General features: G+C 70.9%; 22 protein-coding genes. 18 read left to right on the top strand and 4 right to left on the bottom strand.

Annotation, left to right across the window (positions count from 1 at the left end):
- The first annotated feature begins 118 nt into the window (after window positions 1-118).
- From ACFVS6_RS25100 to ACFVS6_RS25045, 12 genes are all read left to right on the top strand, one after another.
- Entirely contained in the window at window positions 119-673 is a 555-nt protein-coding gene (locus ACFVS6_RS25100) for a hypothetical protein (RefSeq protein WP_389707066.1), read from the top strand.
- Window positions 674-865: 192 nt separating this feature from the next.
- Complete coding sequence (pdxS, locus tag ACFVS6_RS25095; RefSeq protein ID WP_030706266.1) at window positions 866-1,783, top strand: pyridoxal 5'-phosphate synthase lyase subunit PdxS; 918 nt, start codon at window positions 866-868, stop codon at window positions 1,781-1,783.
- 8 nt (window positions 1,784-1,791) lie between these two features.
- A complete protein-coding gene (gene pdxT, locus ACFVS6_RS25090; protein WP_389707064.1) occupies window positions 1,792-2,382 on the top strand; it encodes a pyridoxal 5'-phosphate synthase glutaminase subunit PdxT in 591 nt (196 codons plus the stop codon).
- A gap of 57 nt (window positions 2,383-2,439) precedes the next feature.
- Window positions 2,440-3,192 (top strand): YebC/PmpR family DNA-binding transcriptional regulator, encoded by a 753-nt coding sequence (locus ACFVS6_RS25085; RefSeq protein ID WP_281205810.1) that lies wholly within the window; start codon window positions 2,440-2,442, stop codon window positions 3,190-3,192.
- A gap of 111 nt (window positions 3,193-3,303) precedes the next feature.
- A complete protein-coding gene (gene ruvC / locus ACFVS6_RS25080; protein ID WP_389707062.1) occupies window positions 3,304-3,834 on the top strand; it encodes a crossover junction endodeoxyribonuclease RuvC in 531 nt (176 codons plus the stop codon).
- The gene (gene ruvA, locus ACFVS6_RS25075; RefSeq protein ID WP_389707060.1) at window positions 3,831-4,463 is read left to right on the top strand and encodes a Holliday junction branch migration protein RuvA; all 633 of its coding nucleotides are present in this window, start codon (window positions 3,831-3,833) and stop codon (window positions 4,461-4,463) included. The genes ruvC and ruvA overlap by 4 nt, the downstream gene beginning before the upstream one ends.
- Window positions 4,464-4,516: 53 nt before the next feature.
- Window positions 4,517-5,590 (top strand): Holliday junction branch migration DNA helicase RuvB, encoded by a 1,074-nt coding sequence (gene ruvB / locus ACFVS6_RS25070; protein ID WP_389707058.1) that lies wholly within the window; start codon window positions 4,517-4,519, stop codon window positions 5,588-5,590.
- A gap of 164 nt (window positions 5,591-5,754) precedes the next feature.
- Window positions 5,755-6,243 carry a preprotein translocase subunit YajC gene (yajC, locus tag ACFVS6_RS25065; RefSeq protein WP_389707056.1) on the top strand — a complete coding sequence of 163 codons (489 nt, stop codon included), beginning with the start codon at window positions 5,755-5,757 and terminating at the stop codon, window positions 6,241-6,243.
- Window positions 6,244-6,394: 151 nt separating this feature from the next.
- Window positions 6,395-8,230: a protein translocase subunit SecD gene (gene secD, locus ACFVS6_RS25060; protein WP_389707054.1), complete on the top strand. Its 1,836-nt coding sequence runs from the start codon at window positions 6,395-6,397 to the stop codon at window positions 8,228-8,230.
- Between the two features lie 3 nt (window positions 8,231-8,233).
- Complete coding sequence (secF, locus tag ACFVS6_RS25055; protein WP_389707053.1) at window positions 8,234-9,295, top strand: protein translocase subunit SecF; 1,062 nt, start codon at window positions 8,234-8,236, stop codon at window positions 9,293-9,295.
- Complete coding sequence (locus ACFVS6_RS25050; RefSeq protein ID WP_389707051.1) at window positions 9,292-9,843, top strand: adenine phosphoribosyltransferase; 552 nt, start codon at window positions 9,292-9,294, stop codon at window positions 9,841-9,843. Before secF ends, ACFVS6_RS25050 begins: the two co-directional genes overlap by 4 nt.
- A 215-nt stretch (window positions 9,844-10,058) precedes the next feature.
- Window positions 10,059-12,491, top strand: a complete 2,433-nt coding sequence (locus ACFVS6_RS25045) for a RelA/SpoT family protein (RefSeq protein WP_389707050.1) — start codon at window positions 10,059-10,061, stop codon at window positions 12,489-12,491.
- Between the two features lie 111 nt (window positions 12,492-12,602).
- Here the strand turns inward: ACFVS6_RS25045 and ACFVS6_RS25040 are convergent, their stop codons facing one another.
- From ACFVS6_RS25040 to ACFVS6_RS25030, 3 genes are all read right to left on the bottom strand, one after another.
- Entirely contained in the window at window positions 12,603-13,853 is a 1,251-nt protein-coding gene (locus ACFVS6_RS25040) for a hypothetical protein (protein ID WP_389707048.1), read from the bottom strand.
- Window positions 13,854-14,060: 207 nt separating this feature from the next.
- On the bottom strand, window positions 14,061-15,290 hold the full coding sequence (locus ACFVS6_RS25035) for a DUF349 domain-containing protein (RefSeq protein ID WP_389707046.1): 1,230 nt from the start codon (window positions 15,288-15,290) through the stop codon (window positions 14,061-14,063).
- A 202-nt stretch (window positions 15,291-15,492) separates the two neighbouring features.
- A complete protein-coding gene (locus ACFVS6_RS25030; protein WP_389707045.1) occupies window positions 15,493-16,278 on the bottom strand; it encodes a peptidylprolyl isomerase in 786 nt (261 codons plus the stop codon).
- A gap of 152 nt (window positions 16,279-16,430) precedes the next feature.
- On the opposite strand from ACFVS6_RS25030, the gene ACFVS6_RS25025 reads away from it, so the two are divergent.
- From ACFVS6_RS25025 to ACFVS6_RS25005, 5 genes are all read left to right on the top strand, one after another.
- Window positions 16,431-17,144, top strand: a complete 714-nt coding sequence (locus ACFVS6_RS25025) for an MBL fold metallo-hydrolase (RefSeq protein ID WP_389707044.1) — start codon at window positions 16,431-16,433, stop codon at window positions 17,142-17,144.
- A gap of 10 nt (window positions 17,145-17,154) precedes the next feature.
- Window positions 17,155-18,414: a histidine--tRNA ligase gene (gene hisS, locus ACFVS6_RS25020; protein WP_389707042.1), complete on the top strand. Its 1,260-nt coding sequence runs from the start codon at window positions 17,155-17,157 to the stop codon at window positions 18,412-18,414.
- 148 nt (window positions 18,415-18,562) lie between these two features.
- On the top strand, window positions 18,563-19,177 hold the full coding sequence (locus ACFVS6_RS25015) for a vitamin K epoxide reductase family protein (RefSeq protein ID WP_389707040.1): 615 nt from the start codon (window positions 18,563-18,565) through the stop codon (window positions 19,175-19,177).
- Between the two features lie 44 nt (window positions 19,178-19,221).
- Window positions 19,222-20,574 (top strand): replication-associated recombination protein A, encoded by a 1,353-nt coding sequence (locus ACFVS6_RS25010; RefSeq protein WP_389707038.1) that lies wholly within the window; start codon window positions 19,222-19,224, stop codon window positions 20,572-20,574.
- A gap of 57 nt (window positions 20,575-20,631) precedes the next feature.
- Window positions 20,632-21,348, top strand: coding sequence for an HNH endonuclease family protein (locus ACFVS6_RS25005; RefSeq protein ID WP_389707037.1), 717 nt, complete (start codon window positions 20,632-20,634; stop codon window positions 21,346-21,348).
- Here the strand turns inward: ACFVS6_RS25005 and ACFVS6_RS25000 are convergent.
- Entirely contained in the window at window positions 21,345-22,025 is a 681-nt protein-coding gene (locus ACFVS6_RS25000; RefSeq protein WP_389707169.1) for a DUF2470 domain-containing protein, read from the bottom strand. The genes ACFVS6_RS25005 and ACFVS6_RS25000 overlap by 4 nt on opposite strands.
- Before the next feature lie 286 nt (window positions 22,026-22,311).
- Here ACFVS6_RS25000 and rpsD point away from each other — a divergent pair, with 286 nt between their 5' ends.
- On the top strand, window positions 22,312-22,923 hold the full coding sequence (rpsD, locus tag ACFVS6_RS24995; protein ID WP_030294564.1) for a 30S ribosomal protein S4: 612 nt from the start codon (window positions 22,312-22,314) through the stop codon (window positions 22,921-22,923).

Genomic DNA, 22,923 nt, shown 5'->3' with positions numbered 1-22,923 from the left:
CGGGGACCCGCCCGCGCCGCCTCCCGCCCACCGCCCGGGCCCGGGGCGTCCCTGCGGGCCCCATGGGCCCCCCGGGCCCCACGGGCAGGGGTGAGCGGGGGCCGCGCCCGGAAGGGTAATGTCGCGGCCCGTGATCGAAAACCTTGTCTGGATCGCCGTGGCGCTGGGCGTCGTCGGTGTCTACCTCAGCTGGACCGCCGGCCGTCTCGACCGGCTGCACACGCGGATGGACGCCGCTCGGGCCGCACTCGACGCGCAGCTCGTGCGGCGGGCCTCGGTGGTCGTGGAGGTGGCGACCTCCGGGGCGCTCGACCCCGCGTCCTCCCTGGTCCTGTACGAGGCCGCGCACGCCGCCCGGCAGGCCGAGGAGGAGCACCGGGAGGTCGCCGAGAGCGAACTCAGCCAGGCCCTGCGCGCGGTGTTCGCCGACGTCGATCAGGTCGAGGTGCTGAAGGCCGCCCCGGGCGGCGAGGCCGCCGCCGAGGAGCTGGCCGCGGCGGTGCGCCGGGTGCCGATGGCGCGGCGGTTCCTGAACGACGCGGTCCGCGCGGCCCGCGCGCTGCGACGGCACCGCAAGGTGCGCTGGTTCCGCCTGGCGGGGCACGCCCCGTTCCCGCTGGCCTTCGAAATGGACGACGAACCCCCGGCGGACCTCGCGGACCGGCCGGGCTAGGCCCTTCCGGGGGCCGGGACCTTCGGGCCGGGACCTTCCGGGTCAGGACCTTCCGGGTCCTGGCCGTCCGTCCTAGAGCCGCGAGGGACAAATGGAGAGGCCACCGGCTCCACATTGGCCCTTGCCGTGGCCTGGTCGGTGGGGTTTTCTCAGTGGAGTAGCACCCGTCTTCCTTTCGAGTGAGGTCAACCCGTGAGCACGCTTCCCACCTCCCCCCAGTCCGCTGAGTCGGCCATCGGCACCTCCCGCGTCAAGCGCGGCATGGCCGAGCAGCTCAAGGGCGGTGTGATCATGGACGTGGTCAACGCCGAGCAGGCGAAGATCGCCGAGGACGCCGGCGCCGTCGCCGTCATGGCCCTGGAGCGGGTCCCCGCGGACATCCGCAAGGACGGCGGCGTGGCCCGCATGTCCGACCCGAACATGATCGAAGAGATCATCGAGGCCGTCTCGATCCCCGTCATGGCCAAGTCCCGCATCGGCCACTTCGTCGAGGCGCAGGTCCTGCAGTCCCTCGGCGTCGACTACATCGACGAGTCCGAGGTCCTGACCCCGGCCGACGAGGTCAACCACTCCGACAAGTGGGCGTTCACGACCCCCTTCGTGTGTGGCGCCACCAACCTGGGCGAGGCCCTGCGCCGCATCGCCGAGGGCGCGGCCATGATCCGCTCCAAGGGCGAGGCCGGTACCGGCAACGTCGTCGAGGCCGTCCGTCACCTGCGCCAGATCAAGAACGAGATCGCCCGCCTGCGCGGCTACGACAACAACGAGCTGTTCGCCGCCGCCAAGGAGCTGCGCGCCCCGTACGAGCTCGTCAAGGAGGTCGCCGAGCTCGGCAAGCTCCCGGTCGTGCTGTTCTCCGCCGGTGGCGTCGCCACCCCCGCCGACGCCGCGCTGATGCGCCAGCTCGGTGCCGAGGGCGTCTTCGTCGGCTCCGGCATCTTCAAGTCGGGCGACCCGGCCAAGCGCGCCGCCGCCATCGTGAAGGCCACCACCTTCTACGACGACCCGAAGATCATCGCGGACGCCTCCCGCAACCTGGGCGAGGCCATGGTCGGCATCAACTGCGACACCCTCCCCGAGGCCGAGCGCTACGCCAACCGCGGCTGGTAGTCACTGCCATGACCAACCCCGTGATTGGTGTCCTGGCACTCCAGGGCGACGTACGGGAGCACCTGATCGCCCTGGCCGCGGCGGACGCCGTGGCCAGGCCGGTCCGGCGTCCCGAGGAGCTCGCCGAGGTCGACGCCCTGGTGATCCCCGGCGGCGAGTCCACGACCATGTCGAAGCTCGCCGTGCTGTTCGGCATGCTGGAGCCGCTGCGCGAGCGCGTGCGGGCCGGGATGCCCGTGTACGGCACCTGCGCCGGCATGATCATGCTCGCGGACAAGCTGCTGGACGGCCGTGACGACCAGGAGACGCTCGGCGGCATCGACATGATCGTGCGCCGCAACGCCTTCGGCCGGCAGAACGAGTCCTTCGAGGCGAGGATCGAGTTCGCGGGCATAGCGGGCGGCCCCGTCGAGGGCGTCTTCATCCGCGCCCCGTGGGTCGAGTCCGTCGGCGGCGCCGTCGAGGTACTGGCGTCGTACGAGGGCCACACCGTGGCCGTCCGGCAGGGCAACGTGCTGGCCACCTCGTTCCACCCCGAGCTGACCGGCGACGACCGCGTCCACGCGTACTTCGTCGACATGGTGCGCGCGGCGCCGTAACGGCGTCCCGGTAGGATCTGAGGCGAACACTGTTGGTGACGCGAAGGAGACAGGCAGATGTCCGGCCACTCTAAATGGGCTACGACGAAGCACAAGAAGGCCGTGGTTGACGCCAAGCGCGGCAAGCTCTTCGCGAAGCTGATCAAGAACATCGAGGTCGCGGCCCGTATGGGCGGCGCCGACATCGATGGCAACCCGACCCTCTTCGACGCCATCCAGAAGGCCAAGAAGAGCTCGGTCCCGAACAAGAACATCGACTCCGCGGTCAAGCGCGGCGGCGGCCTGGAGGCCGGCGGCGCCGACTACGAGACGATCATGTACGAGGGCTACGGCCCCAACGGCGTCGCGGTGCTCATCGAGTGCCTCACCGACAACCGCAACCGTGCCGCCTCCGACGTCCGCGTCGCCATGACCCGCAACGGCGGCTCGATGGCCGACCCGGGCTCGGTCTCGTACCTGTTCAACCGCAAGGGCGTCGTGCTCCTGCCCAAGGGCGAGCTCTCCGAGGACGACGTCCTGGAGACGGTGCTGGAGGCGGGCGCCGAAGAGGTCAACGACCTCGGCGAGAGCTTCGAGATCATCAGCGAGGCCACCGACATGGTCGCGGTCCGCACCGCGCTCCAGGAGGCGGGCATCGACTACGACTCGGCCGACTCCAACTTCCTGCCGACCATGCAGGTCGAGCTGGACGAAGAGGGCGCGCGCAAGATCTTCAAGCTGATCGACGCGCTGGAGGACAGCGACGACGTGCAGAACGTCTTCGCCAACTTCGACGTCTCGGACGAGGTCATGGAGCAGGTCGACGCCTGACCGGGCACCAGCGACGGGCCGACGGGGACACACCCCGTCGGCCCGTCGCTTTGTCAGTGGCGCCCGCTAACCTGCACGGACGCGGACGGGTGAGCGAGGGAGGGGGACGCGGTGCGAGTGCTCGGTGTGGATCCGGGACTGACGCGGTGCGGCGTCGGCGTGGTCGAGGGCGTCGCCGGCCGCCCCCTGACCATGATCGGCGTCGGTGTCGTACGGACGCCGGCGGACGCCGAACTGGGAAACCGGCTCGTCGCCATCGAGCAGGGCATCGAGGAATGGCTCGACGCCCACCGGCCCGAGGTCGTCGCCGTGGAGCGGGTCTTCAGCCAGCACAACGTCAGCACCGTGATGGGTACCGCCCAGGCCAGCGCCGTCGCCATGCTGTGCGCGGCCCGGCGCGGCATCCCCGTCGCCCTGCACACCCCCAGCGAGGTCAAGGCCGCCGTCACCGGCACCGGCCGGGCCGACAAGGCGCAGGTCGGCGCCATGGTGACCCGCCTGCTGCGGCTCGCCGAACCGCCGAAGCCCGCCGACGCCGCCGACGCCCTCGCCCTCGCCATCTGCCACATCTGGCGGGCCCCCGCCCAGAACCGCCTCCAGCAGGCGGTCGCCCTGCACGCCTCGAAAGGCCGTACCCGATGATCGCCTTCGTCAGCGGCCCCGTCGCCGCCCTCGCCCCCACCCTGGCCGTCATCGAGGTCGGGGGAGTGGGCATGGCCGTCCACTGCACGCCGAACACCATCGCCGCCCTGCGCGTCGGCGAGCCGGCCCGGCTGGCCACCTCCCTGGTCGTCCGCGAGGACTCGCTCACCCTGTACGGATTCGCCGACGACGACGAACGCCAGGTCTTCGAGCTCCTCCAGACCGCCAGCGGCGTCGGCCCGAGGCTCGCGCAGGCGATGCTCGGCGTGCACAGCCCCGACGCGCTGCGCCTCGCCGTCTCGACGGGCGACGAGAAGTCCCTGACGGCCGTGCCCGGCATCGGCAAGAAGGGCGCCCAGAAACTCCTCCTCGAACTCAAGGACAAACTGGGCTCCCCCCTGGGCACCGGCGGCCTCGTCGGAGCACAGCGGGCCGCGGCCACCGGCCCCGCCCCCTGGAGCGAACAGCTCCAGGCCGCCCTGATCGGCCTCGGCTACGCCCCCCGCGACGCGGACGAGGCGGTCGGCGCCGTCACCCCGCAGGCGGAGGCCGCCATCGCCGCCGGCGGCTCCGCCCCCGTCCCGCAGCTGCTGCGCGCGGCCCTCCAGTCCCTCAACCGCGCCCGCTGACCGACGCCGCGTACGACCGCCCACAGCGCATACCGAGAAGGCAGACCGACACCGTGAACTGGGACGACGAGACCACCGCCGAGGACGAGGCCCGCATCGTCGCCTCCGCCGCCGACGGGGAGGACACGGCGGTCGAGGCCGCCCTGCGCCCCAAGGACCTCGGCGAGTTCGTCGGCCAGGAGAAGGTCCGCCAACAACTGGACCTCGTCCTCAAGGCGGCCAAGCAGCGCGGCGCCACCGCCGACCACGTCCTGCTCTCCGGCGCGCCCGGTCTCGGCAAGACCACCCTCTCCATGATCATCGCCGCCGAGATGGGCGCCCCGATCCGGATCACCTCCGGGCCCGCCATCCAGCACGCCGGCGACCTCGCCGCGATCCTGTCCTCCCTCCAGGAGGGCGAGGTCCTCTTCCTCGACGAGATCCACCGCATGTCCCGGCCCGCCGAGGAGATGCTGTACATGGCCATGGAGGACTTCCGCGTCGACGTGATCGTCGGCAAGGGCCCCGGCGCCACGGCCATCCCCCTCGAACTGCCGCCCTTCACCCTCGTGGGCGCCACCACCCGCGCCGGCCTGCTGCCCCCGCCGCTGCGCGACCGCTTCGGCTTCACCGGGCACATGGAGTTCTACGTCCCCGAGGAGCTGGAACGGGTCATCCACCGCTCCGCCCGCCTCCTCGACGTCGAGATCGACACCGCGGGCGCCGCCGAGATCGCCGGGCGCTCCCGCGGCACGCCCCGCATCGCCAACCGGCTCCTGCGCCGGGTCCGGGACTACGCACAGGTCAGGGCCGACGGGGTGATCACCCGGGACGTGGCCGAAACCGCCCTCCAGGTCTACGAGGTCGACGCGCGCGGCCTCGACCGGCTGGACCGGGCCGTGCTGGAGGCCCTGCTCAAGTTGTTCGGCGGCGGTCCCGTCGGCCTGTCCACCCTGGCGGTGGCCGTGGGGGAGGAGCGCGAGACGGTCGAGGAGGTGGCCGAACCCTTCCTGGTGCGGGAGGGCCTGTTGGCCCGTACCCCGCGCGGGCGGGTCGCGACCCCCGCCGCATGGGCCCACCTGGGGCTCGTACCGCCGCAGCACGGGGTGAGTGGATCAAGCGGACAACAGGGCTTGTTCAGGGCCTGACGGCGCGGAGGTTCGCCCGGTCAGGAACTGCGGTGCCATGCTGGGCGTTGTTCCATCGGTGCGGACTCGCCTAGACTCCGCCGATGCCGACCCTTCGGGTCGGCGTGCCCACCCCCGTAGAAAAAGGCCGTCGTCCGTACGGTCGTGCGAAGGATCTTCGTCCCGTGAATCTCGTGACACTCCTCCCGTTCATCGTGCTCATCGGGGCCATGTTCCTGATGACCCGCTCCGCCAAGAAGAAGCAGCAGGCGGCCGCGCAGATGCGCAACGAAATGACGCCCGGCACCGGAGTCCGCACCATCGGCGGCATGTACGCCACGGTGAAGGAGATCGGTGAGGACACGGTCACCCTCGAGGTGGCTCCCGGTGTCCACGCGATCTACGCGAAGAACTCCATCGGCGCCGTCCTGGAGGACGAGGAGTACAACCGCATCGTCCACGGCATCAACGATGATCCGACGAACGACACGCCGGTCGTCCCGGACGACGCCTCCTCGCTGACCGAGGCCGACGCCCCGAAGGCGGACCAGCCCAAGGCCGATCTGTCGAAGGACGCGTCCACCGACGCCACCGACGCCCCGAAGCTCGACCTGGGCAAGGGCGACGAGCCCAAGGGCGACGAGCCGAAGGACGGCGGGCCCGGCGCCAAGTAGCACCGGGCCGGGAACCGCGGTGGCGCCCGACCGGCGACCGCCGCGGTACCCGCAGTGAACTTCTGCGGGGGGCAGGGGTCCCCACCACACATTTCGTGGCCGTCCGCGCGCTGACCCGGCGCGGGACGGTTGGACAGGGAGAAACGACAAGGTGGCAGCACCGAAGAAGGGCCGGCGGCCCACGGGGGCTCAGGGGAGGCCGGGGCGCGCCCTGGCCATCATCCTGATCGCGATGGTGGCGCTCACCGCGGGGATGTTCCTCTCGAAGCAGACGACTCCCCGCCTGGGCATCGACCTCGCGGGCGGTACGAGCATCACGCTCAAGGCGAAGAGCGAGCCCGGCAAGCCGAACGCCATCAACGAGACCAACATGAACACCGCGGTCGGCATCATCGACCGCCGTGTCAACGGTCTCGGCGTCTCGGAGGCCGAGGTCCAGACGCAGGGCACCGACCACATCATCGTGAACATCCCCAAGGGTGTGAACGAGCAGCAGGCGCGCGAGCAGGTCGGTACCACCGCGCAGCTCTACTTCCGCCCGGTGCTCGCCGTCGCCGACGGCGCCCCGATCGCCCCCGAGGCCACCCCGAGCGGCTCCCCGAGCCCCTCCGCGAGCGGTTCCGCGCCGCCGAAGGCCGAAGGCAGCGGCAAGCCGTCCGCACCGGCCACCCCGTCGTCCAGCGCCACTTCCCAGGGCCGTGCGATCAGCGAGGCCCTCAAGGCCCCCGCCGCGCCCACCCCCTCGCCCTCGGCGAGCGGGTCGAAGAAGGCAGACGACAACAAGGCGACCCCCTCGGCCTCGACCTCCGGTGCCCCGTCCGCGTCGCCCTCCGCGTCCCCCGACGCGAGCGCGCCGCCGGTGGACCCCGCGGTCGCCGACCTGCAGAAGAAGTTCGCGGCGCTGGACTGCACCGACCCGGCCCAGCGCACCGCCGCCGCCCAGGGTGCCAAGCCCGAGGACTCGATGATCGCCTGCGGTCAGCGTGACACCCAGTGGTTCAAGTGGGTCCTCGGTCCGGCCCAGGTCGACGGTCAGGACGTCAAGGACGCCAAGGGCGTCGTCGACACGCAGCGCGGTGGCGGCTGGATCGTCCAGATGCAGTTCACCGACAAGGGCGCCGACAAGTTCGCCAAGATCACCGGCGAGCTGGCCACCAAGCAGTCCCCGCAGAACCAGTTCGCGATCGTCCTCGACGGCAAGGTCATCTCCGACCCCTCCGTCAGCCAGGCCCTGACCGGCGGCAACGCCGAGATCTCCGGCGGCTTCACCCAGGAGAGCGCCCAGGACCTGGGCAACATGCTGTCCTACGGCGCCCTGCCCCTGTCCTTCCAGGAGGACAGCGTCACGACCGTCACCCCCGCGCTCGGCGGCGAGCAGCTGAGGGCCGGTCTCATCGCCGGCGCCATCGGCCTCGCCCTCGTCGTGATCTACCTGCTGGTCTACTACCGCGGTCTGGCCTTCATCGCGATCGTCAGTCTCCTGGTGTCCGCGCTGCTGACCTACACGATCATGTCGCTCCTCGGCAAGGGCATCGGCTTCGCCCTCAACCTGCCGGCGGTCTGCGGCGCCATCGTGGCGATCGGCATCACGGCGGACTCGTTCATCGTGTACTTCGAACGCATCCGGGACGAGATCCGCGAGGGCCGCACCCTGCGTCCGGCCGTCGAGCGCGCGTGGCCGCGTGCCCGGCGCACCATCCTGGTGTCGGACTTCGTGTCCTTCCTCGCCGCCGCGGTGCTGTTCATCGTCACCGTGGGCAAGGTCCAGGGCTTCGCCTTCACACTGGGTCTGACGACCCTGCTCGACGTGGTCGTGGTGTTCCTCTTCACCAAGCCGATCATGACGCTGCTGGCCCGCACGAAGTTCTTCTCGAGCGGTCACCCGTGGTCCGGGCTCGACCCCAAGCGGCTCGGTGCCAAGCCGCCGCTGCGCGGATCCCGCCGCACCGGTCCCGTACCCGCCCCCGTCGACGCAAAGGAGGCGTGAGAGATGTCGAAGCTGGGAGATCTCGGCGCCAGGCTGTACCGCGGTGAGGTCGGCTACGACTTCGTCGGCAAGCGCTTTCTCTGGTACGGCGTTTCCATCCTGATCACCATCACGGCGATCGTCGCCCTGGCCGTCCAGGGCCTCAACATGGGCATCGAGTTCAAGGGCGGCGCGGTCTTCACCACCCCGAAGACGACCGCCTCCGTCGCCCACGCGACCGAGGCCGCGGAGAAGATCTCCGGCCACGACGCGATCGTCCAGGAGCTCGGCTCCGGCGGCATGCGCATCCAGATCTCCGGTCTGGACACCGCGGCCGCCGCCGACGTCAAGGGCAAGCTCGCCACCGACCTCAAGGTCAACGCGGCCGACATCAACGCCGACCTCGTGGGACCGAGCTGGGGCGAGCAGATCGCCAACAAGGCCTGGACCGGCCTCGGCATCTTCATGGTGCTCGTGGTGATCTACCTCGCGATCGCCTTCGAGTGGCGCATGGCCGTCGCCGCGCTGATCGCCCTGATCCACGACCTCACCATCACGGTCGGCGTGTACGCGCTGGTCGGGTTCGAGGTCACCCCGGGCACGGTCATCGGTCTGCTGACCATCCTCGGTTACTCCCTCTACGACACCGTCGTCGTCTTCGACGGTCTGAAGGAGGGCTCGAAGGACATCACGAAGCAGACCCGCTTCACCTTCAGCGAGATCGCCAACCGCAGCATCAACGGCACGCTGGTCCGCTCGATCAACACCACGGTCGTGGCCCTGCTCCCCGTCGCCGCCCTGCTGTTCATCGGCGGCGGCTTCCTGGGCGCGGGCATGCTCAACGACATCTCGCTGTCGCTGTTCGTCGGCCTCGCGGCCGGCGCGTACTCGTCGATCTTCATCGCGACCCCGCTGGTCGTGGACCTGAAGGAGCGCGAGCCGGCGATGAAGGCCCTCAAGAAGCGGGTCCTCGCCAAGCGCGCGGCCGCCGCGGCCAAGGGCGAGCCGGTCGACGGGGACGAGGGCGCCGAGTCCGGCGACTCCTCCGAGGCCGTCTCCGGCGGCAACGGGAGGCGGCGCCGGTGACCTCCTGTTCCCCCGAGGTCCGCGAGCTGCTGCTCAGCCGGATCAAGGACGTACCGGACTACCCGAAGCCGGGCGTGATGTTCAAGGACATCACCCCGCTGCTGGCCGACCCGAAGGCCTTCGCGGCCCTGACGGACGCGCTCGCGGAGCTGGCGGTCCGGTACGGCGCGACGAAGATCGTCGGCCTGGAGGCGCGCGGGTTCATCCTCGCCGCCCCGGTCGCCGTCCGGTCGGGCATCGGCTTCGTGCCGGTCCGCAAGGCCGGAAAGCTGCCGGGCGCGACGCTCGCCCAGTCCTACGAGCTGGAGTACGGCACCGCGGAGATCGAGGTCCACGCGGAGGACCTCACCGCGGGTGACAAGGTCATGGTCATCGACGACGTCCTCGCCACCGGCGGCACCGCCGGAGCCTCGCTGGAGCTGATCCGGCGGGCCGGCGCGGAGGTCGCGGGCGTCGCGGTCCTGATGGAGCTGTCGTTCCTCCCGGGCCGGGCCCGGCTGACGGACGCCCTCGCGGGCGCCCCGCTGGACGCCCTGATCGTGGTCTGAGCCACGAGCTGCCCCGCGGCAGCGCCCCGCAGTACCTGCCGGAGCGGCGGGCCCCCGGAACCTCCCGGAGGCCCGCCGCTCGCGTTCGCCGCCCGGGAGGGGGCCGCGAGGGCGGCGTCCCGAGGGACGGGCGCGGGGGAACGGGCGGGCGCAACCCTCGCTACCATGGGTTATCCGGACCTGACCGGGGCCCCGGATCCGCATGAGGAGCGCTCTTGCCAGACGAGGTCCAGCCACTCTCCGCCGCGCAGCCCGACCCGCAGGCCGAGCCGGCCGCGGCGGCTGCCGCCACGCCCCCGCCGGCGCCGCCGGCCCCGCCGGTCAAGCCCGCTCCGGCGAAGCAGGCCGGGTCCTCCAACCGGGTGCGCGCCCGGCTCGCCCGCCTCGGGGTGCAGCGTTCCAACCCGTACAACCCGGTACTGGAACCCCTGCTCCGCATAGTCCGCAGCAACGACCCCAAGATCTCGACGGAGACCCTGCGCCAGATCGAGCAGGCCTACCAGGTCGCCGAACGCTGGCACCGGGGCCAGAAGCGCAAGAGCGGCGACCCGTACATCACCCACCCGCTCGCGGTGACCACCATCCTCGCCGAGCTCGGCATGGACCCCGCCACCCTCATGGCGGGCCTGCTGCACGACACCGTCGAGGACACCGAGTACGGCCTGGAGCAGCTGCGCCGCGACTTCGGCGACGCCGTCGCCCTGCTGGTCGACGGCGTCACCAAGCTGGACCGGGTCAAGTTCGGCGAGGCTGCCCAGGCCGAGACCGTCCGCAAGATGGTCGTCGCCATGGCCAAGGACCCCCGGGTCCTGGTCATCAAGCTCGCCGACCGCCTGCACAACATGCGCACCATGCGGTACCTCAAGCGGGAGAAGCAGGAGAAGAAGGCCCGCGAGACCCTTGAGATCTACGCGCCGCTGGCCCACCGCCTCGGCATGAACACCATCAAGTGGGAACTGGAGGACCTCGCCTTCGCGATCCTCTACCCCAAGATGTACGACGAGATCGTGCGGCTGGTCGCCGAGCGCGCCCCCAAGCGCGACGAGTACCTGGCCGTCGTCACCGACGAGGTGATGACGGACCTGCGGGCCGCCCGCATCAAGGCCACGGTCACCGGACGCCCCAAGCACTACTACAGCGTCTACCAGAAGATGATCGTCCGCGGCCGTGACTTCGCGGAGATCTACGACCTGGTGGGCATCCGCGTCCTCGTGGACACCGTCCGGGACTGCTACGCGGCCCTCGGCACGGTGCACGCGCGCTGGAACCCGGTCCCCGGCCGGTTCAAGGACTACATCGCGATGCCCAAGTTCAACATGTACCAGTCGCTCCACACGACGGTCATCGGGCCCAGCGGCAAGCCGGTCGAACTGCAGATCCGCACCTTCGACATGCACCGCCGCGCCGAGTACGGCATCGCCGCGCACTGGAAGTACAAGCAGCAGACCGTCGCCGGCACCTCCAAGGTCCGCACCGACGTGCCGCAGGCCGCCAAGGGCAGCGCCGGCCAGGACACCGTCAACGACATGGCCTGGCTGCGGCAGTTGCTCGACTGGCAGAAGGAGACCGAGGACCCGGGCGAGTTCCTCGACTCGCTGCGCTTCGACCTCTCCCGCAACGAGGTCTTCGTCTTCACGCCCAAGGGCGACGTGATCGCGCTGCCCGCCGGCGCGACCTCCGTGGACTTCGCGTACGCCGTCCACACCGAGGTCGGTCACCGGACGATAGGGGCGCGGGTCAACGGGCGGCTGGTACCGCTCGAATCGACCCTCGACAACGGCGACCTGGTCGAGGTCTTCACCTCCAAGGCCGAGGGCGCCGGCCCGTCCCGGGACTGGCTCGGTTTCGTCAAGTCGCCGCGGGCCCGGAACAAGATCCGCGGCTGGTTCTCCAAGGAGCGCCGCGACGAGGCCATCGAGCACGGCAAGGACGCCATCGCGCGGGCCATGCGCAAGCAGAACCTGCCGATCCAACGCATCCTCACCGGCGACTCCCTCGTCACGCTCGCCCACGAGATGCGCTACCCCGACATCTCCTCCCTGTACGCGGCGATCGGCGAGGGCCACGTGGCCGCGCAGGGCGTCGTGCAGAAGCTCGTCCAGGCCCTCGGCGGCGAGGACGCGGCCAACGAGGACATCGAGGAGAGCATCCCGCCGGCCCGCGGCCGCAGCAAGCGGCGGGGCAACGCCGACCCCGGCGTGGTGGTCAAGGGCGTCGACGACGTGTGGGTCAAGCTGGCCCGCTGCTGCACCCCGGTACCGGGCGACCCGATCATCGGCTTCGTCACCCGGGGCAGTGGCGTATCGGTTCACCGCGCCGACTGCGTCAACGTCGACTCCCTCTCCCAGCAGCCCGAGCGGATGCTGGAAGTGGAATGGGCGCCCACCCAGTCCTCCGTCTTCCTGGTCGCCATCCAGGTGGAGGCGCTGGACCGGTCCCGGCTGCTGTCGGACGTCACCCGCGTCCTGTCGGACCAGCACGTGAACATCCTCTCCGCGGCCGTGCAGACCTCGCGCGACCGGGTGGCGACCTCCCGGTTCACCTTCGAGATGGGCGACCCGAAGCACCTGGGCCACGTCCTGAAGGCGGTCCGCGGGGTCGAGGGCGTGTACGACGTCTACCGGGTGACCTCGGCCCGCAGGCCGTAGCGCGCGGACCGGGCGCGGCAGTGGCGGCCGGACGACGAAGAGGCCCGCAACCCCACGGGGGAGGCGCCCACACACAACCCCGGAAAGGCCGGCCCCGTCCGGACGGCCCGGTCAGGGGGAACCCCACCAGACGAAGGAGAGGTTGCCCCCGAAGAGCGCGGAGACGACCGCGGCCGAGCCGACGATCCACACCACCGTGCCGCGGCGGGCCCGGGCGAGCGCCAGCGCGAAGGGGAACAGCAGCGGGAACGCCAGCATGATGAAGCGCATCTTCGAGAAGTAGTAGCCCGCGCCGCCCAGCGAGATCAGCATGATCATGACGGTGTAGATCCACACGACCATCGGGGGCCGGTGCCTGCGCGTCATCAGGACGAACAGCACCACGGCCGTGACCACGGTCACCGAGACGACGACGTGGTTGAGGGTCGTCTGCATCTCGGTGAACGTCTTCTTCAGCTCCACCAAGGTGTCGAAGCCGCCGTCGTAGACGGAACCCCACCGCCCCTGGAGCTCGAAGTAGCCGTCCCAGCGCCCGAAGTGCCAACCCACGTAACCGACGTAGCCGAACCAGCCCAGCGGCGCGATCAGCGAGGCCGCCACGATCCGGCCGACCGCGGGCCGCCTGGCGCGGCGCTTGCGCAGCCACTGCACGTACTCCCACACGCCGGCCAGCACCACCGCGGCGACGATGGCCGAACCCGAGGGGCGGGTCGCGCCCGCGACGAAGGCCAGCACGCCCGCCGTCAGCCAGGACCGCGTCAGCACCGCGTACATCGCCCACACCGCCAGGGCGAGGAACAGCGGCTCGGTGTACGCCATCGACTGGACCAGGGCGGCGGGCACGATCGCGAACAGGGCGCAGGTGAACAGCGCGACGCGGCGGCCGTAGATCCTGTCGGTGACGGCGAAGATGCCCCAGGCGGCGACGACCGAGGCGAGGAGCGCGAGGCCCATGGCCACCCAGTTCATGGGCAGGCCCGTGACGTACGAGGTGTACCGGATCATCATCGGGTAGACGGGGAAGAACGCGAGCTGGCAGCCCGGCCCCGCGAACCCGCACGGTGAGGGGTCCGGCATCGGGGTCGTCAGACCGCTCTGCGCGATGTGCAGGTAGTAGACGGCGTCCCAACGGCCGCCCAGGATCTCCAGGGGCTGCACGCCCTTGCGCTCGGCCCAGACGGCCATGACGGCCAGTCCGACGGCCCGGAGCGCGATGTGGATCAGCAGCGCCTTGCGGGCCCGCACGAAGCCGGCGAGTACGCGCCGTCCGACACCTCGGAGCCCGGAATCCCCAGTGCCGCCGAGCGGTGGGGAAACGGGTACCGAGTCCGGGACTTCGGCGCGTATCTGGGTATGCGTCACATTCGATCCTGGTCGTCGCCCGATGGAAGGCCGCCACCTGCGGCACCGCACAACGGTACACAGGGGTCAGGTGCTCCCAGTGCGCACCCTGTATGGAAACCACGTGACAAATCGGTGACCTGCGACGCGAGGACCATCAAGCCGATGGGCATCACCGGACGATTCCGGTGATGCCCATCACTTCCGTACGTGACGGAGTCCGCGGACTCAGCCGCCGAACTCCTCCAGGCCCTTCAGCGCCTGGTCCAGCAGGGCCTGCCGACCCTCCAGCTCGCGGGCCAGCTTGTCGGCCTTCGCGTTGTTGCCCGCCGCGCGCGCGGCGTCGACCTGTCCGCGCAACTTGTCGACGGCCGCCTGGAGCTGACCCGTCAGGCCGGCGGCACGCGCCCGCGCCTCCGGGTTCGTCCGCCGCCACTCGCCTTCCTCGGCCTCCTGGATGGCGCGCTCCACCGCGTGCATCCGACCCTCGACCTTGGGACGGGCGTCCCGCGGCACGTGGCCGATGCCCTCCCAACGCTCGTTGAGGGAGCGGAACGCGGCACGGGCCGCCTTCAGGTCCGTCACCGGGACGAGCTTCTCCGCCTCGACGGCCAGCTCCTCCTTCAGCTTCAGGTTCTCGACCTGCTCGGCGTCCCGCTCGGCGAAGACCTCGCCGCGCGCCGCGAAGAACACGTCCTGCGCGCCGCGGAAGCGGTTCCACAGGTCGTCCTCGGACTCGCGCTGCGCCCGACCGGCCGCCTTCCAACTGTCCATCAGCTCGCGGTAGCGGGCCGCCGTCGGACCCCAGTCCGTCGACTTCGACAGCGACTCGGCCTCCGCGACCAGCTTCTCCTTGGCCTTGCGCGCGTCCTCGCGCTGGGCGTCCAGCGCGGCGAAGTGCGCCTTGCGGCGCTTGGAGAAGGCGGACCGGGCGTGCGAGAAGCGGTGCCACAGCTCGTCGTCCGACTTGCGGTCCAGCCGCGGCAGACCCTTCCAGATGTCGACGAGCGCCCGCAGCCGCTCGCCCGCCGAGCGCCACTGGTCGCTCTGCGCCAGCTGCTCGGCCTCGGTCACCAGCGCGTCCTTGGCCGTGCGGGCCTCGTCGGCCTGCTTGGCCTTCTGGACCTTGCGCTCCTCGCGCCGCGAGTCGACGGTCGACACCAGCTTGTCGAGCCGCACGCGCAGCGCCGCCAGGTCACCCACGGCGTGGTGCTCGTCCACCTGCGTCCGCAGGTGTTCGATGGCCGTCTGGGCGTCCTTGGCGGACAGATCGGTGGTCCGCACCCGCCGTTCGAGGAGGCCGATCTCGACCACCAGGCCCTCGTACTTGCGCTCGAAGTAGGCCAGGGCCTCCTCAGGGGTGCCCGCCTGCCACGAGCCGACGACCTGCTCGCCCTCGGAAGTACGCACGTACACGGTGCCGGTCTCGTCGACTCGGCCCCACGGGTCGCTGCTCACAGCGCCTCCTCCACCTGATGCCGTCGAGGGGGTTCGCCCCCCGGGCATCGTCCACAGTTTCCTGGGGCGGGCAGCGCCCGCCCTGCACAACGCCAACATAGGCGACCGCCGGGCCGGCTGTCCGCATCCCGCACGACGGAATATCGACGCACGGGGGACCCGCGGGAGGCGGGCCGGCCCGGCCCGACGGTCGCCGGACCGGTCAGTTCTTGGTGACCGTGCCCTTCTCGATGGTCACGGGGGTCTTCGGGGCGCCGTCCGGGGTCCCGGTGGCCGTACCCGCCTTCGCGACCTCCTCCAGGACCTTCACGCCGGCCGGGTCGATCTTGCCGAAGGGCGTGTACGTGGGAGTCAGCGGGCTGTCCTTGTAGACCAGGAAGAACTGGCTGCCGCCGCTCCCGGGCTGACCGGTGTTGGCCATCGCGACGGTGCCGGCCGGGTAGACGACCTGGCCCTGCTCGTTGGGCTTGCCCAGCGCGTCCAGGTTCTCGTCCGGGATGTTGTAGCCCGGGCCGCCGGAACCGGTGCCCTCGGGGTCACCGCACTGCAGGACGAAGATCCCGCCGGTCACCAGGCGGTGGCACTTCGTGTTGTCGAAGAAGCCCTTGTCGGCGAGCGCCTTGAACGAGTTCACGGTCTGCGGGGTCTTCGCCGCGTCCATCTCGAACTTGATCGGGCCGGCGCTCGTCTTCAGGTCGAACGTGTACTTCGCCTTGTCGTCGATCGCCATGGCCGGCGGCGACTGCTTGGGCGTGGGAGTGGGCGAGGCCGAGGGGGACGCGTCCGCGGCCGGCTCGACCGTCTTGTCCTCGCTGTCGAAGACACCGCCCGCGATGAGGCCCACCAGAGTGGCCACCACCACGGCGGCGGCCGCGCCGATCACGGCCAACCGCTGCCTCGACTTGCGCCGGGCCGCGGCCCTGCGCTGCTGCTGGCGCTCGTACTTCTCCCTGGCGAGCTGTCGCCGACGCTGATCGCTCGTGACCACCGGGTCGTCTCCTTGTGCGTCTCTGGTACCGCTGTCCGGGCTGGGTTAGGCCGTACCGTATATGGGTTCGCTGTGTAATGAGCGGCGCCGGTAGGCTCTGAGCAGCAGATTCCGATCCGCTGCCTCCCGCCGGACGACGATTGAGGACGAACGTGCTGATTGCCGGGTTCCCCGCCGGGGCCTGGGGGACCAATTGCTACCTGGTCGCCCCCGCCGCGGGTGAGGAGTGCGTCATCATCGACCCGGGCCACCAAGCGGCCCAGGGCGTCGAGGAGACGCTGAAGAAGCATCGGCTCAAGCCCGTCGCGGTCGTCCTCACCCACGGCCACATCGACCACGTCGCCTCGGTGGTCCCGGTGTGCGGGGCGCACGACGTACCGGCCTGGATCCACCCCGAGGACCGCTACATGATGAGCGACCCGGAGAAGGCCCTCGGCCGTTCGATCGGGATGCCGCTCATGGGGGAGCTGACCGTGGGGGAGCCGGACGACGTCCGCGAGCTCACCGACGGCAGCAGCCTGAAGCTCGCCGGGATGGAGTTCTCCGTGGCGCACGCGCCCGGGCATACCAAGGGGTCGGTGACCTTCAGGATGCCCGAGCTGGCCGACGTCCCGCCGGTCTTCTTCTCGGGCGACCTGCTCTTCGCCGGCTCCATCGGACGCACCGACCTGCCCGGCGGCTCCCACGCCGAGATCCTCGAATCGCTGGCCCGCGTGTGCCTGCCGCTCGACGACTCCACCGTGGTGCTGTCCGGCCACGGCCCCCAGACCACCATCGGCCGCGAGCGGACGACCAACCCGTACCTGCGGGAGGTCGCCGCCGGCCCGGCAGCGGACCCGAAAGCCGCTCCACGACGAGGAATGTGACGAGAGCTCCGTGAGCACCTTCAAGGCCCCCAAGGGCACGTACGACCTGATCCCGCCCTACTCGGCGAAGTACCTGGCGGTCCGCGAGGCCATCTCCGCCCCGCTGCGCACGGCCGGATACGGCTACATCGAGACCCCCGGTTTCGAGGACGTGAACCTGTTCGCGCGCGGTGTCGGAGAGTCCACCGACATCGTGACCAAGGAGATGTTCACCCTCACCACCAAGGGCGGCTCGAACCTCGCCCTCCGCCCGGAGGGCACCGCCTCCGTGCTGCGCGCGGCCCTGGAGGCCAGCCTGCACAAGCAGGGCAACCTCCCGGCCAAGCTCTGGTACTCGGGCTCGTACTACCGCTACGAACGCCCCCAGAAGGGCCGCTACCGCCACTTCTCGCAGGTCGGTGCCGAGGCGATCGGCGCCGAGGACCCGGCACTCGACGCCGAGCTGATCATCCTGGCCGACCAGGCCTACCGCGGCCTGGGCCTGAGCAACTTCCGGATCCTGCTGAACTCGCTCGGCGACAAGGAGTGCCGCCCCGTCTACCGGGAGGCCCTCCAGGCGTTCCTGGGCGGACTGGACCTGGACGAGGAGACCGTCCGCCGGGCGGAGATCAACCCGCTGCGCGTCCTCGACGACAAGCGCCCCGAGGTCCAGAAGCAGCTGGTCGGCGCCCCCGCGCTGCGCGACTTCCTGTGCGACGCCTGCAAGGCGTACCACGAGGAGGTCCGAGAGCTGATCACGGCCGCCGGAGTGGCCTTCGAGGACGACGCGAAGCTCGTGCGCGGCCTCGACTACTACACCCGCACCACCTTCGAGTTCGTCCACGACGGCCTGGGCTCCCAGTCCGCGGTCGGCGGCGGCGGCCGCTACGACGGCCTGTCCGAGATGATCGGCGGACCGGCGCTGCCGTCCGTGGGCTGGGCGCTCGGCGTGGACCGCACGGTGCTCGCCCTGGAGGCCGAGGGCGTGGTCCTGGACATCCCGGCGGCGACGACGGTGTTCGCGGTCGCCCTGGGCGAGGCCAAGGCGACGGTGTTCGGGCTGGTGACGCAGCTGCGCAAGGAGGGCGTCGCGGCCGACATGTCGTACGGCGGCAAGGGGCTCAAGGGCGCCATGAAGGACGCGAACCGCAGCGGCGCCCGCTTCGCGGTCGTCGCGGGTGACCGCGACATCGCCGAGGGCGTCGTCCAGCTCAAGGACATGGAATCCGGCGAACAGGGTCCGGTGGCCCTGGCCGACCTGGTCGCCGAGGTCCGGGCCCGCCTGGCCTGACCGGCGGCAACCTCGCCCACGGGGCGGTACGGGGACCGGTCGTCCCCGTACCGCCCCGCGTCCTTATCCCCGTCGAACGGCCGACAGGTACCCCCGTACGGCACAATGGCCGGTGCTTGATGACCTTGCGGATGCGGAGCGGGCGGGTATGACGACAACAGGTGCGGGCACGGAAACCGGCCCCCGGACGTTCGGCGGCAGCCGCGCCCTGGCGCTGCTGCTGGTGATCACGGGAGCCGCGGGCCTGCTCGCGGCCTGGGTGATCACGATCGACAAGTTCAAGCTGCTGGAGGACCCGAACTTCACCCCGGGCTGCAGCCTGAACCCGATCGTCTCCTGCGGCAACATCATGAAGAGCGACCAGGCGGCCGTGTTCGGCTTCCCGAACCCCATGCTCGGACTGGTCGCCTACGGCATCGTCGTCTGCGTCGGCATGAGCCTGCTCGCCGGGGCGCGCTTCCGCCCCTGGTACTGGCTGACCCTCAACGCGGGCACCCTGTTCGGCGTCGTGTTCTGCGCCTGGCTCACCTACCAGTCGCTGTACAACATCAACTCGCTCTGCCTGTGGTGCTGCCTGGCCTGGGTCGCCACGATCGTCATGTTCTGGTACGTCACCTCGCACAACGTGCGCCAGGGCCTGCTCCCCGCCCCCGCCTGGCTGCGCGGCTTCCTCGACGAGTTCACCTGGGTGCTGCCCGTCCTGCACGTCGGGATCATCGGCATGCTGATCCTGACCCGCTGGTGGGACTTCTGGACCTCCTGAGCCGCCCGGCCGGGACTGTCGGTGGCCTCGCATAGGCTTTCGGTGTGGAACCAGACCTCTTCACCGCCGCAGCCGAGGAACGCATCGCGAACGACCCCTCGGCCTCGCCGCTGGCGGTCCGGATGCGCCCCCGCACCCTGGACGAGGTGGTCGGGCAGCAGCACCTGTTGAAGCCCGGCTCGCCGCTGCGCCGACTGGTGGGGGAGGGCGCCGGCGGACCGGCCGGCGCCTCGTCGGTGATCCTCTGGGGACCGCCCGGCATCGGCAAGACCACCCTCGCCTACGTGGTCAGCCAGGCGACGCAGAAGCGCTTCGTGGAGCTCTCGGCGATCACCGCGGGCGTCAAGGAGGTCCGCGCGGTCATCGAGGGGGCCAAGCGGGCCGCCGGCGGCTACGGCAAGGACACCGTCCTCTTCCTCGACGAGATCCACCGCTTCAGCAAGGCCCAGCAGGACTCCCTGCTCCCCGCCGTGGAGAACCGCTGGGTCACCCTGATCGCGGCGACCACGGAGAACCCGTACTTCTCGATCATCTCGCCCCTGCTGTCCCGCTCCCTGCTGCTCACCCTCGAACCCCTGACGGACGGGGACCTGAGCGCGCTGATGCGCCGCGCGCTGACCGAGGACCGGGGCCTCGACGGGGCCGTGACGCTACCGGCGGACGCGGAGGCGCACCTGCTGCGCATCGCCGGCGGCGACGCCCGCCGGGCGCTCACCGCCCTGGAAGCGGCGGCCGGATCGGCCATCGCCAAGGGCGAGGGCGAGATCACCCTCCAGACCGTCGAGGAGGCGGTCGACCGCGCGGCCGTCCGCTACGACAAGGACGGCGACCAGCACTACGACGTGGCGAGCGCGCTGATCAAGTCGATCCGCGGCTCCGACGTGGACGCGGCGCTGCACTACCTGGCCCGGATGATCGACGCGGGGGAGGACCCCAGGTTCATCGCCCGGCGCCTGATGATCTCCGCGAGCGAGGACATCGGACTGGCCGACCCGACGGCCCTGCCGCTCGCCGTCGCGGCGGCCCAGGCCGTCGCCATGATCGGCTTCCCGGAGGCGGCGCTGACCCTGTCGCACGCCACCATCGCCCTGGCACTCGCCCCCAAGTCGAACACCGCCACCACCGCCATCGGCGCCGCGCTGGCCGACGTACGGGCGGGGCTCGCCGGCACGGTGCCGCCGCACCTGCGAGACGGGCACTACAAGGGGGCGGCGAAGCTGGGCCACGCCCAGGGGTACGTCTACCCGCACGACGTGCCGGGCGCCATCGCGGCGCAGCAGTACGCCCCGGACGAGATCCACGGCAAGCGGTACTACGAGCCGACCCGCTACGGAGCCGAGGCCAGGTACGCGGACGTGGTGGACAAGGTGCGGGAGCGGCTGCGCGGCGGGTCCTGACGCCGGGCGTCGCGCGTCGCCCGATCCCGCGCCGGGACCGGGCATACCCTCCGGGCCATGGGACGCCGTGCTCCGCTCATCACCGCGACGACGGCGACGCTGCTGCTGCTCGGCGGCTGCCACCACGACGAGCCGGACCGGGCGCGGGGCAGCGCGCCGGCGCTCCTCGCCCGGGTCCCGACGGCGAGCCCCGGGTTCCCGCCCGCCGCGGCCGCCGCGAAGGGGCAACTGGCGGGGCTGAAGGTCGAATGGGGCAGGAACTGGCAGACGTACCGGCGCGAGGAGTTCGGCCGGTACTGGTCGGACGGGACGGATGCCGTCGGCGGCCGCAACGGCTGCGACACCCGCGACGACGTCCTGCGGCGGGACCTGAAGGAACTGCGCGAGGGCGACCGCAACCCCTGCGTGGTCGTCTCCGGGGTGCTCGACGACCCGTACACCGGCACCCGGATCCCCTACTCCTACCGGCGCGCCTCGCAGATCCAGACCGATCACGTGGTCGCCCTCGGCGCCGCCTGGCGGGGCGGCGCGTACGCCTGGACGCCGCGGCGCAGGCTGGAGTACGCCAACGACCTCGACGTGCTGCTCGCCGTGGACAAGCAGACGAACCAGGACAAGGGCAGCAGGACCGCGGACAAGTGGAAACCGCCGCGGCGCGCGTTCTGGTGCGAGTACGGACGCCGGTACACCGGCATCAAGGCCAAGTACGGGCTCTCCGTGACGCCGCCCGAGAAGACGGCGCTGGAGGAGCTGCTGGCGACCTGCCCCGGTTAGTGGGACGCGGCCGAGAAGAGGGTGTGCATGGCGCGGCGCAGGCCGCAGATGTCCGTGACCGGCTCGGGGAAGTCGAAACGGGCGTCGAAGGAGGACTCCTGCGCGTCGCCGCTGAAGCGCACGCGCAGGCCGAGGCGGTCCAGGGCGAGCGGGACGGCCCGCATGCCCCGCGCCTCGCGGGGCCCGAGGAGCCCGCACAGGTCCGCGATCCGGTCGCCGTGTGCGGTGTGCAGGTGCTGGAGGAGCTCCGTCTCGTGCGCGACCATCGGGTCGGGCTCGGCCCCGGCGAGGTCCTCGGGGTCGACGTGCTCGGCGCCCCACAGGTCGTCCACCGAGATCTCGCCGACCTCCAGGCGCAGCATCATCCAGGCGGGGCGCCCGGTGTGGGGCGCGTCGAGGGACTCGGACATGCCCAGCAGTTCGCCCACCGGGCGCCGCTCCGCGAGGAGCGCGGCGCAGGTCGCACGGTCGTCCCCGCGCACCGGCGTCAGCCACCCGGCCAGCCATGCGCGGCCTCGGATACGATGGGCCACGGACACCGGCGCCACGTCCGTGATCTCGATCACGGCGGTGAGGTCGTCGTCCTGGGCGTGAGCGGCTGCCCTGGCAGCCGTGGATTCCCCGGAAACAAGGAGAATCACGTCCCCGTCCGGGGTGACGGTCCGTGCGGCCGGCATCCCCATCCCGAACTCCTCGGACTCGTGACTGTCACGAGCACCCGGCAGGGTGAGGGATACTGAGGCGTTGGACTCTACGAGGGTTCGTACGCGTTCGGCTCCGGTGAGCTGCCGAACGCCTTCCCTGGGACGCGGCTGACCTTGCCTATCGTCGTCGAAAGCGGATTCCGTTTCGTTGGAATCCGAACTTCGCTGCGCACTGGGCAGGGGGATCCCATGTGGTCGAGACATTACGTCCTCCTCGCTAAGGTAAGCCTCACCTAACTTACATGGAGGTAGGTTCCACGTGAACCAGAAGCGACCCAAGGTCAAGAAGTCGCGTGCCCTCGGCATTGCGCTGACCCCGAAGGCCGTCAAGTACTTCGAGGCCCGCCCCTACCCGCCGGGCGAGCACGGCCGTGGCCGCAAGCAGAACTCGGACTACAAGGTTCGTCTGCTGGAGAAGCAGCGTCTGCGCGCGCAGTACGACATCTCCGAGCGTCAGATGGCCCGCGCGTACGACCGCGCCAAGAAGGCCGAAGGCAAGACGGGCGAGGCGCTTGTCGTCGAGCTCGAGCGTCGTCTCGACGCCCTGGTTCTGCGTTCGGGCATCGCCCGCACCATCTACCAGGCCCGCCAGATGGTCGTTCACGGCCACATCGAGGTCAACGGTGGCAAGGTCGACAAGCCGTCGTTCCGTGTCCGCCCGGACGACGTCATCACCGTGCGCGAGCGCAGCCGCGAGAAGGTTCCGTTCCAGGTTGCCCGTGAGGGTGGCTACGCAGGCGAGGGCGAGACCCCGCGCTACCTGCAGGTCAACCTGAAGGCCCTGGCCTTCCGCCTGGACCGTGACCCGAACCGCAAGGAAATCCCGGTCATCTGCGACGAGCAGCTCGTCGTCGAGTACTACGCCCGCTGA

It is taken from the genome of Streptomyces sp. NPDC057939, from assembly GCF_042887545.1.
Classification (GTDB): Bacteria; Actinomycetota; Actinomycetes; order Streptomycetales; family Streptomycetaceae; genus Streptomyces.
This window is presented reverse-complemented; position numbering and strand designations above follow the sequence as displayed.

Coding starts and splice junctions, on each gene's coding strand:
- ACFVS6_RS25100 (WP_389707066.1), top strand. CDS start 119: ATGTCGCGGCCCGTGATCGAAAACCTTGTCTGGATCGCCGTGGCGCTG.
- pdxT (WP_389707064.1), top strand. CDS start 1,792: ATGACCAACCCCGTGATTGGTGTCCTGGCACTCCAGGGCGACGTACGG.
- ACFVS6_RS25085 (WP_281205810.1), top strand. CDS start 2,440: ATGTCCGGCCACTCTAAATGGGCTACGACGAAGCACAAGAAGGCCGTG.
- ruvA (WP_389707060.1), top strand. CDS start 3,831: ATGATCGCCTTCGTCAGCGGCCCCGTCGCCGCCCTCGCCCCCACCCTG.
- secF (WP_389707053.1), top strand. CDS start 8,234: ATGTCGAAGCTGGGAGATCTCGGCGCCAGGCTGTACCGCGGTGAGGTC.
- ACFVS6_RS25015 (WP_389707040.1), top strand. CDS start 18,563: ATGACGACAACAGGTGCGGGCACGGAAACCGGCCCCCGGACGTTCGGC.
- ACFVS6_RS25005 (WP_389707037.1), top strand. CDS start 20,632: ATGGGACGCCGTGCTCCGCTCATCACCGCGACGACGGCGACGCTGCTG.
- ACFVS6_RS25000 (WP_389707169.1), bottom strand. CDS start 22,025: ATGCCGGCCGCACGGACCGTCACCCCGGACGGGGACGTGATTCTCCTT.